The organism is Corallococcus sp. AB038B (assembly GCF_003668955.1).
In the GTDB taxonomy this organism is placed as follows: domain Bacteria; phylum Myxococcota; class Myxococcia; order Myxococcales; family Myxococcaceae; genus Corallococcus; species Corallococcus exiguus.
The window spans coordinates 113530-124257 of the sequence record NZ_RAWO01000008.1; the positions used below are offsets into that span (position 1 = coordinate 113530).

General features: G+C 64.2%; 8 protein-coding genes. 7 read left to right on the top strand and 1 reads right to left on the bottom strand.

The features are described from left to right. Position 1: 1 nt before the first annotated feature. From D7Y04_RS27760 to D7Y04_RS27785, 7 genes are all read left to right on the top strand, one after another. A complete protein-coding gene (locus D7Y04_RS27760; RefSeq protein WP_121761213.1) occupies positions 2-763 on the top strand; it encodes a protein phosphatase 2C domain-containing protein in 762 nt (253 codons plus the stop codon). A gap of 10 nt (positions 764-773) precedes the next feature. Further along, complete coding sequence (locus D7Y04_RS44115) at positions 774-3044, top strand: hypothetical protein (RefSeq protein WP_147477200.1); 2271 nt, start codon at positions 774-776, stop codon at positions 3042-3044. Between the two features lie 19 nt (positions 3045-3063). After that, on the top strand, positions 3064-3405 hold the full coding sequence (locus D7Y04_RS44120; protein WP_147476206.1) for a hypothetical protein: 342 nt from the start codon (positions 3064-3066) through the stop codon (positions 3403-3405). A 445-nt stretch (positions 3406-3850) separates the two neighbouring features. Beyond that, positions 3851-4444, top strand: coding sequence for a DUF6310 domain-containing protein (locus D7Y04_RS46835; RefSeq protein WP_366928211.1), 594 nt, complete (start codon positions 3851-3853; stop codon positions 4442-4444). Position 4445: 1 nt separating this feature from the next. Further along, positions 4446-5204, top strand: a complete 759-nt coding sequence (locus D7Y04_RS27775) for a DUF5953 family protein (protein WP_121761216.1) — start codon at positions 4446-4448, stop codon at positions 5202-5204. 250 nt (positions 5205-5454) lie between these two features. Beyond that, complete coding sequence (locus D7Y04_RS27780; protein WP_121761217.1) at positions 5455-6549, top strand: LuxR C-terminal-related transcriptional regulator; 1095 nt, start codon at positions 5455-5457, stop codon at positions 6547-6549. A gap of 167 nt (positions 6550-6716) precedes the next feature. Next, positions 6717-7178, top strand: coding sequence for a GNAT family N-acetyltransferase (locus D7Y04_RS27785; protein WP_121761218.1), 462 nt, complete (start codon positions 6717-6719; stop codon positions 7176-7178). Between the two features lie 339 nt (positions 7179-7517). On the opposite strand, the gene D7Y04_RS27790 is transcribed toward D7Y04_RS27785, so the two are convergent. Further along, positions 7518-10706, bottom strand: coding sequence for an NEW3 domain-containing protein (locus tag D7Y04_RS27790; protein ID WP_121761219.1), 3189 nt, complete (start codon positions 10704-10706; stop codon positions 7518-7520). Positions 10707-10728: the final 22 nt, after the last annotated feature.

Here is a 10728-nt window from a genome sequence, read left to right on the forward strand (position 1 = left end):
CATGGAAGTGGAGATCAACGAAGAAGTCTTTTGGGTGCAGAAGGCCGGAAGTTCGGTCGCCGAGTACGAGGACTCGTTTTCTTCGAAGGGACCGGCGCGCAAAACCGGCGATTCCTTTCGCTTCGCAATCTCTGACGGAGCCACTGAGAGTTCGTTTTCAGGCGTGTGGGCACGACTGCTCGTGTCGTTGTTCTTCGAGTCCAACGACACCATGGATGTGCCAAGCCTATTGGCTAGCGCACGCCCTCGATGGGCCGCCGAGGTCGGGAGGAAAGAGCTTCCATGGTACGCGGCAGTCAAGGCCCAGGATGGGGCGTTCGCGTCGTTCCTAAGCCTGCACCTTCGGACTGGTCGCGATGGGCAAGAGCACTCGACATGGCGCGCCCAAGCAGTCGGAGACTCTTGTCTCGTGCAAGTGCGAGCTGAACGCGTCGTGTTTCGCTTCCCACTGGAGCATTCATCTGAGTTCGGCTCATCACCCTTCTTGCTTCCGAGCAACCTGGGCGACTCGGTAGCTATCGAAGAGCACCTTCGCATCGCAGAAGGCACCTGCGAGCCAAGCGATACGCTGTACCTGATGACCGACGCCCTTGCTTGTTGGTTCATGGCAGAGGACGAAGCAGGACGCGCTCCTTGGCGTGTCCTCCGAGACCTGAACACGAAGGACCAAGCCGAGGCCTTCGACGCAATGATTGCGCGACTGCGCAGGGAAGGCACGCTCAAGAACGACGACTCGACCTTGATGCGGATTGACGTTTTCTAACGGAGCGTCAATGTCCCTTCCTACCGATAGCGAGTACCAAGAGGCTGTTCAGAATCCAAGCCAAGTATTCAGCGACCCGGATTTGAAATCCGGGCAGCCCGAACTCACCAGTCCGGCACTTCCATTCCCTAAAGCAAGGTCCGGGAACTTTGCGACCGTATACCGGCTGAACTGCGGCACGCAGTCATGGGCAGTACGTTGCTTCACACGTTCGATCCACCCCGACCAGAAGCGGCGTTACGCGGAAATAAGCAGGCACCTCGAAGGAACCAAGCTGCGCTACGCGGTGGGCTTCACACTCATCGAAAAGGGCATTCAGGTACGGGGCCAGTGGTTGCCCATCCTGAAGATGGAGTGGCTTAACGGCGAGTCTCTTGGGTCGCACATTGAACGAAACCTGCGCTCCCCGAAGGCGTTGCTTGCACTGGCGACCAAGTGGGTCGAAATGACTCGGGCACTGCGCCAGTCCGGAATCGCCCACGGAGACCTTCAACACGGGAACGTCCTCATCGTCGGCGGTGAACTGCGTCTTATCGACTATGACGGAATGTTCGTGCCTTCGTTGGCAGGCTCCACGAGTTACGAGCGCGGACACGACAACTACCAACACCCTAAGCGAGGTGACCTCTTTGGCCCGGACCTCGACAACTTCTCCGCATGGGTGGTTCTCATTTCCATCTTGGCGCTCGCAAGCCAGCCGCAGCTCTGGGACCAATTCAAAGGCGGCGACGACTGCCTGCTCTTTCGTAAGCGCGACTTCTCCGAGCCTGAGAAATCGAAGGTACTGCTCGCGCTCCTGAACTCCCGAGAGCAAAGTGTTCGATCGCTCACCGCGCTCTTCAAGACTTTGCTCTCTCTTCCTGCCGGTCAGGTTCCCCCACTTGACGGCAATCTGCTTCAGACCGCACCGCCAACATCTCAGTCGAGTGCCATTCCAAGTTGGGTGGGTGATCATAAGTCCGCCCATGCACCAAGGTTGCCAACTGCTCCCTCATCGCAGACCCCAGCCGACGCTCCTGCTTCTTGGGTCCTCGACTTCGTTGAGCCCCCCACGAAAGCGTCAGCTCAATTCGTTGGGAGCAAGGCCAGTGAACAGGTAATAACGGCCTATAGTGTCATTTTCGCGCTCGTGGTCGGAATCGGAGTCTTGGGTGGGGCGCTACCTGCACTAGCGCTCTTCTCTGTTCCATTCGTCGCGCTCTTTATTGTGCTTTTTCTTCTCTTTCAGCATCATCGAGAGCCAGCCGCCCAAGCTCGTTCACAGGCACGCCACAATCTTCATGAAGCAAAAAAAGACGCGCATAAGGGTGAATCACTCGTTGCGTCGCTCGCGAATGAATTAAGGCACGTGAAGAGTGAGCTCACAGTAGTGAGCGAGCAACATCGCAAGGCCGAAGAGACAATCCAGAAGAGGAAAGCCAAGGAACTGGAGCGACATAACACAAAGCACCAGTCAGAGCGGGCGCAGATTACGCAGGAACAGCGAGCCGTGGACCTCTTTGAGAGTGACCGACTCGGGATCATCCAAAGGGATTCAGGCGCACGAATCTCTGGCCTGCAGCAGCGGATCGCAGAAGTAACGCTCAGCGAACAATCGGAAATGAACGATGCGCTGCAGGCCTTGCAAAAGCAGTTCATCTCCACCGCGCTGCATCGAGCAACGCTAGGTAATGCAGACATCCCGGGCGTCAAGGCTGCACTAAAATACAAATTGGACATGGCGGGGTTCTACACGGCCGCGAGCATTTCGTCGCCGCACGCGGTGCAACACGTGCACGGCATCGGTCCTGCCAGAGCGCATGCGCTCTGGATTTGGCGCCAAGCAGTCGAGCGCCAGGCTCGCTCCATGATGCCCACGAAGCTAGATGGGAGCGCCACCCAGAACATCCGCGGCAAGTACGCCAAGCTCCATGCTGATTTGGAGCTTGAGCTTGACCGCATGTGGCAAAAGAACGCTGATGAGATCAATTCTGTCCGAGTTCAGGTAGCGCGCGAGCGAGAGCGCCTTGCTGTGCTCGAACGCCAAGCCGACGGGAGCTTGAAAGCCGCCGACTTGGCAGTACGGGATCGATTCGCGCCCGAATTCGTTCAGGCCCAGAAGGAGTTGGACGCAGCCTCCTCAATTGCACACAAGGCCATCAGCCAAATTGAGAGCAAGCTACAGGCAGCTCGCGCCGAAGCCTTTCGCCTTCAGTATCGCCGAGAGATAATGCGTAAAGATTTATCAGCATACGATCCCGTGCGCTTTGGGAAGTACATGCGGCGACTGGTCGCCCGCTGACGGGCCCCTGAACACGTGGGTGAGCTACTTCGACTCATTCTACGTCACGAAATGGACGCCCAGGCCCCTCACCATTCGGCTCAAGATCGAGGTGCACGCCGGCAACGTGGCGAGCGTCTTTGTCAGCAGCCAGTTCGTCTACCAGCAACCCTGGGGCGGAGGAACTGGAGCGATGCGCTTCTGGCAAATCACAATTGCTGACAACTCGAAAGCACCACAACAAACCTACACTGCACTCGTTCCAGATGATATCGATCAGGGCGAAATCTCGAAAAATCAACTCGCATTCATTGCGCTCCGTGGAGTCAATTGGGGGTCATTCTCCGCCTGGATCGTCACATTTCTTGCGCCAGCAAAATAAGGGGCGTCGACTGCAAGCGCCGAAATCTAGAGGCCCCATCAATGTCCGCGTCTCGTCCTGGAGTATCCCACAAGCGGCCAGCCCTGCTCCCATGGCTCGCTGGCTCGATTGAAGAAACGTGACCATGCGATTCCGCGCCTGCGCCGCAATTCTGCTCATCCTCTCCGCGTGCGCTACGTCGGCACCGTCCCCAAGAGAGCGTGTGCCCCAGAACCCGAGGATTGCCAACCTCCTTCGAGCGGCGAAACTGCCCTGGGCTGACGACGGGCGGTGCGTTGTCCGCGAAGCGTCCCAGCCTTGGCCCGTACTGATAGAGAAGTGCTATCGGACCCTCGACCATGACCGGATCGAGTTCCACGACACCACGGGAAGATGCACGGTCGCCTCCGCTGACGCCGCTGCCGTGGGAATCGGGTTCTGCGTACTGGCGGCTCCTGAGATTGCCGTGGGAGCCGTGATCGTACTTGGCGTGGTGGTGGTCGGCGTCGCCATCAAAGAGGCGCTGGACGCGTATGAGCTGCGGCACGCCTACCCCGAGGAAGCTGGGGCCTCACGAGGAACGCAGGTGGCATCCCGGGAAGCTGAAGTGCAACGCAAGCCCAAGCTGAAGCCCGAGCCAGCGGGTCAGGACTGGCTCCCCCCGGTGCCGCCCGGATCACCGGAGCGCGAGCGCAGTCCTGAGTGCAGGCCCGTCCCAGTGCCGCATCGTGGCGGCAATGACCCGCACAACGACTGCGCCGACCTCCTTCCGCAGAACAGCTTCCCCGGCTGGGACGTGCTTGTTAATGGCAAGCAGTTTGACGCGCTGGTGCTCGTTACGCGGACTCTATGGGACGTCAAGACTGATGAATTCGACAAGCACAACCTGCGCTCCCAGCAGTTTTTTGCACGAGTGAAGCTACCGGAGCTGCAACGCGAAAGAAGACTTGCAGAGGCATGTGGATACAAGTTTGTTGTTGGCGTGCGAAGCGCTGCGCACAAAGCCGCTATTGAGAAGCTGGACAACACCCTCGCGGTTGTTGTCATGGATTGGTGCTAACATGGCGGTCCTTCCTAATGAACTTGGCATCATTGTCTATGCGCCTGCGCTCGTGGATGACGACAGGCGACCTCTCGCTATCGTTCACGGGATGGAAGGCGCGCTTCCTGGTCTGCGGCTAGAGTGGACGCTCTCTGAAAAGGAAGTTCTTCTTGCGTTGCCTCGCCGCGACGAATGGGTCGTTTCAGATAGGGCGGACAACGGGTTTCCGTTCCTTTGCAACGATGACGAGAACCGCCCGGTAACGATTACCGGATGGGAGAATCCGAACGGGCTTGCGGCAGGGAGCCCGCCGCACTTGGAGGTTCACGGTTCGCTGCACCTGGACGCAGCCGGTATCGCGGCGGGAGCGGATGTGCTGGCAGCCATAGGGGAAGGCGCTCGCGCTTTCTGGGGACGCGCGACGCCGTCCAACGCGGCCGTCGAGATTTCGCAGCAGACGATTGATCCGGTGCGTAAGCCGGGTGTCCCACCACGCGGGCTCCCAGCGCTTAGGTTTCCGGACTACATCCGCTCGCCTGAAATTCCGCATTACCTCGGGTGGCTGAACTACTGGTCCGCTGCCGCCGCTCAGGCCCTCGGCTTTCCGGACCCGACCCGCGACGCCGAACTGCTTTCACGGGCGCGGCGCACGGCATCGGGCGGCTGGGTCGTGCAGCTCACTGACGCGCCGCTCGACCTGGACAACCCCGCCCACCTGGACACGCTCAAGCGGACCTACGAGCGGTTCCCCGAGATCGGCGGACGCGCAGCGCCTTGACCCGATTCAGGGACCCGGTGCGTCACTCCGGCTGTAGGAAAGAGACCCACTGCGCGAGCATTTGCGATGGTAGCCTTCCCATTCGGGAGGTCATGCACCATTGCTCCAACCGTTCAGATTGGCGCTCGCGCTTGAGCCTGGCCAGGCTCAGTCAATCCCTCTGGAGAGTGGGGGACAGGTTTTCAGTCGGTGGCTATGGATGAGAGGTCACCTCGTACAATTCGCGGGGTGGCCTACTCCAGGAGGGTGAATGGTCCGTCTATCGAATCTCACTGCCGCCGAGTACTCGCTCAGGGATGAGGCACTCCTCGCCCTCCATGACCCGCTGAGCCTTCCTGAAGCCCTCCAGGCACTCCGGCCCCACCTCCTCCAACTCGCGCAGGCCGACGCCATGGCGCTGTGCCTCATGGAGGGTGGGCGTTCGCCAGGGTACGAATGGCACGTTCCGGGCCATCGCCTTCCCATCCTCGAGCGGTACGACGAGGTGATTGAACATGACTTCTTCCGGGGACCTATCTTCGCCCGGCCCAACTGGGTCGTCCGCGATTCGCAGCTCATGTCCCGCAGGAAGTTCGAGGGGAGCTTCATCCGCCAACGCAGCATCGAGCTGGGGCCGCCCATGGAGCACATCATGGCTGTCCTCCTCACCATCCGCCCCGGCGTCGTCGCCGCCCTCGCGCTCTACAGACACCTGCCACGCCCTTTCTCCGCCCAGAACGCCGACGCTCTCGCGAGCATCACCCGGCACCTGAGCCGAGCCATCCGCAAATGCGGTGTCACCCAGGGCCTCGCCACCTACGCCAACATCCTCGAGGAGCTCTACCGCCGCCCCAATGGCGCCATCCTCGTCGTGGAGCCACCCCACCGCGAGGTGCTGCGCTCCCCGAACGCCGCCGTCCTTTTGGAGCAATGGTTCGCCCCTTCCGACCTCCACTCGTCTGGCATTCCCATCCCCCTCAAGGAGCAGTTGGACGCCCTGGTGCGCATGACGCCGGATGCCCGGCTCGGCAAGGACACCTGGGTCCGCATGCACGGGAATTGCTCCCGCGTGGTCCGGTTCATCGAACTGCGTGCCCCCGAGGGGCCCCGGAAATGGGCCCTCATGATGAACGAGCTCCCCAACTCCATCCCGCTCCCTGAGCAGATGAAGTGCGAGCTCACCCCCTCCGAGGTCACTGTCGCCATGGGCGTGCTCAGCAACTGGAACGACCAGCGAATCGCCGAGGAGCTGGGGATCTCCCGCAACACGGTGAAGAGCCACGTGAAAAGCATCTTCGCCACGCTGCGCGTCGACGGCCGCTTGGACCTTCTCTACCAGGCGGCTCGCCTCAACATGCCTGTCTGACCAAGAACCCTGAACGGCCCTCAGCATTTCGAGCGTTCTTCGCAGTCGGTTCTGAAGGTGCGTTCGACGAAGTGCTGCGTGCCCGCGTCTTGTAGCGCGCCATTGGGCGGGTGCCTCTCCCCCTGAAGGGGGATTGCCCCCAGTTGAGGATAAAGTGACAGGACACCATGGTCCCCTCTTCTCTCGACTGGCAGTGGAAGCGCTTCAGCGAACTCACGCTCGAGGAGCTGTACCGGCTGCTCGCGCTGCGCTCCGAAGTCTTCGTGGTGGAGCAGAAGAGCCTCTATCTCGATGCGGACGGCCTGGACGCCGAGTGCTTCCACCTGCTCGGGGGCGTCCCGGGCACGGGGCAGTTGGGCGCCTACCTGCGCGCACTGCCGCCCGGCCTCAAGTTCCCCGAGGCGAGCCTCGGCCGCGTCGTCACCCCGCCGGCGCTGCGCGGACAGCGGCAGGGCCGCGACCTGGTCGAGCGCGGCCTGCTCTTCCTCTCCGAGCGCTTTCCGGGCGCTCCCGTGCGCATCGGGGCGCAGGCCTACCTGCAGCGCTTCTACGAGGGCTTCGGCTTTGTGGCCGTGAGCGACATCTACGACGAGGACGGCATCCCGCACCTCGACATGCGCAGGGGCTGACGAAGAAGCATCGGACGAACAGATGCGGTTTCTTGTGAGGCGCGACGCCTCACGCGCGTGCCCGGCATCCCCTTCGAAGCGGAGAGCTGGTCACTGGGGATGATTCCGCGACTGTGGCGAGTGCTGCCGGGCTGAGCCGGGGCTTCGCCTCACGGCACAGCTCCGCGTCCGCCAGGAGCGCCAGGACGGGCGTCGAGAGTTGGTGCCCACTGTCGAGAAGGGCGCCGCCATCACGTTCTCCTCGAGCCATCGGCCGGGCTCCAGACCCAGGAGCCCGGCCTCCTGCTTCACGCTCAACTCGGGACCGTGCAGCGGCCCGCCGCACGGACACCCGACGCGTCACTGCACGGTGAAGCCCACCGTGTTGCTGGTGACCGTCTCCGTGCCCGCCGTGGCGGTGGCGGTGACGGAGTGCGCACCGGGCACGCGCGCCACGTAGCTCCACCCTGCCTTGCCCTTGGCATCCGTGGACACGGTGAGCACGTCCGTGAGGCCATCCGGACGGAGCAGACTGAATCGCACGCTTGCCTGCGCGGAGCCTGTTCCTCGCGTCACGAGGGTCGTGACGAGCACCAGACCGTTGCGCCTGTAGCTGAGCGCCGGCACCGACAGCGTGGCCTTCAGCGGCAGCGGGGTGACATCCACCGTGAAGCTGCCCAGCGCCGCGCTCGCGCCCGTGTGCGAAGCAGTCCCGCTCACCGTGAAGCGACCTGACGCCGTCTGCGGAGGAGTCACGGTGAGCGGCACCTGTCCGCTCGCGCCACGAGCCAGCGAGAGCGCCGTCTGTGACAGGCCCGACGTCCAGCCCGACGGTGCCGAGGCGCCCAGCGAGAAGCTGCTCGCGGCGCACGCCGTGCTGTCGTTGTTCGTCACCGTCATCGTCATGGTGAGCGGCTTTCCCGCCTCCACGGTAGCCGAAGCCGGCGTGAAGCCCACCGACGGCACACGGGGCACGCACACCACGCGCGCCTCCAACTGCACGCCACCGACGGACACCCCGTCACGCAGCACGCCCAGTTCGAAGGAGCGGCTGCCCGCGCCCGCGTTCGAAGGCGCGGTGACCGTCAGCGTCGCGGTGGCCGTGGCCCCGGGAGCCACCGTGAGCGACGACGCGGAGAACACCGAGCCCCACGGGTCCGAATCCAGCGCCAGCGTGAATGTGGAGCCTCCACACGTCGCCGCGTCGTGGTTGGTGACGGACAGCGTGTAGCTCCCCGTCCCTCCCGGCACCACGTCCACCGTCGACGGCAGCGCGCTGAGCGTCGGCGCCGAGCGCACGCAGGGATTCACCGTGACGGAGGCCGTGGCGGTGGTCTCCACAACATAGCCGTCCCGCAGAATCTGGAGGTCCACGGCATAGGTTCCCTGCGCGTCCGTGGGCACCGTCTTGTACATCGTGAGCTCGAACGAGCCGCCGGGCTCGATGTCGAAGCCGAACTGATCATAGTCCGTGGCCCAGCCCGCGGGCAGCATGGACGCGGGCTCGAAGTACCACCACCCGCACGCGCGCGAGTCGTGATTGACGAGGGTGACGCCGAAGGCGGCCGTGTCCCCGGCGCTCACCGTCTGCGAGGCCCGGTCGAAGCGCACCTCGATGGGCGCCTGCTGGCACGGCGCAATCACATCCAGCGTGTCCTCCGCGGTGATGCTCGCGCCGTCACGCGCGACGGTGACGTCCACCGTGTACGTGGCGTACGGCGTGCCCTGCGGCACCTCCTTGGTGAAGTAAAGGGAGCGCTGATTGCCGGGCTCCAGGGTGATGCTGGCGGGGAGGTTCGTGGTCGGCCAGCCCGCGGGCATCGACGTGGAGAGCGCGAAGGTGGAGGTGGGGCAGCCCACCGTGTCGTTGTTGGTGATGGAGAGACCGCTGTCCACCTGCCAGCCCGGCGCGGCGTAGTCGTACCAGGTGTCGAACGTCACCGTCGGCGGCGCGCGCACGCACGGCACGGGCTCGTAGTGGACGCTTACCGTGATACCCGCGGGCGTGGCGGCGTCCACCGACAGGCGCAGGTTGGTGTACGGGTCCGTCCACGTGCCGGGCAGGAAGGCCGGATCCCACCACTCGGACGTCTGCGGCGTGAAGTCCAGCAGGTGCGTGTAGCTGCCCGTGTACGCGTCCTCGTAGTGCACCAACGCGCCGCCGTAGACCTGCGAGGGGAAGAAGCTGACGTCGTAGTCGCCCACCTGCCGGCGGGCCTCCAGCCACAGCCAGCCGTCGCCGTAGAAGCCGCGGCGCACCTTCAGCGCCTGCAGGCCACTGCCCATGGGCGCGGACAGCGGGGACAACGTGAAGGTGCCGTCCGTGCCGTCCACCGTGGCCACCGCGCTCGGCTCCAGCCAACCGGCGCGCACCTTGTGCGGCGCCGCGTAGTGGCCCAGGTTCCAGTCGCCCATGGAGGTGAACTTGTCGCCGTACTCGGTGAGCGTGCCCCGCGCGCCCACGGGGCCCAGGGCCTCCGCCCCGAAGTCGCGCGCGCTGCCGTGGTGCAGGGTGAGGTTGTGGCCACCCTCGTGCGTCACCAACTCCACGCCCAGGTCATTGGGGCTCATGTAGTCGGCGAGCAGCCACGCAGTGGAGGCGGTGATGGGGCCGTCCTGCGTCTGCTGCGTGTAGCACGCCAGCGTGCCCAGGCCGCCGTAGGAGCAATTGGTGCCCGTCGCCTCCGGGTGGACGATGAAGATGCGGTCATACTGCCGGAAGTCCACGTCCGCGTCGGCCGCGGCGATGGCGGCCACGCGCATGGCGTCCGACTCGGCGCACGAGTAGCCCCGGTTCAGCGTGTACCAGCCCACCACGTCGCCGCTGGCGCTGGTGCGGCCCTGGGACGCTTCCTGCCAGTAGCGCGTCAGCGAGCGCTGCGTGGTGGAGAAGAACACCTCGCGCACCTGCTCCGCGGTGAGCGTCTGCGGCTGCCCCGGGAAGGTGGCGAGGATGACCAGCGAGCGCTGGTCCCCCGTGGTGCGGCACGCGGATGTGGCGGAGAACGCCTGGCGCACCACCTGCGTGTCCTCCGCCGCCAGCCGCGCGGCCAGCTTCAGGCCCCGCACTCGCACGCGCAGGCCGCTGCGCAAATCCCCGGACGGCGCATTCGCGAAGCGCACCTGGAGCCGCTCGCCCTTCACGCGCAGGAAGTGCTCCGTGCGCGCCTCCGTCCGCGCCGGGTTGTCCGCGACGAGCACTTCCAACTCCCCCTCGAAGTCCCCGCGCGCCTCCAGCAGCGGCATCGCGTCCGGCTGCTTCCGGGCGAGGCTCACGCGCACGGACTCGGGAAGCGACAGTGCCAGCGCGGCGCCCGCATCCACGTCCATCAGCGAGCCCAGCGCATCGGCGCGCTCGCGCAACAGCGGCGTCAGTCCCGCCTTCTCGCCCCGGCGCAGCCGGTCGTTGAGCCGCGACACCTTCTCCTTCAACGGCGCGGACTCGGCCCTTGCAGTGGTCGGGGGCGCGGTGGGAGCCGGCGTGGGCTCCTCCTGCGTGGCGCAGCCCAGGGCCAGCGCCAATGTGACGGTCAACAACGTGCGAAACATACCCTCTCCCGGTTAGCGGCGG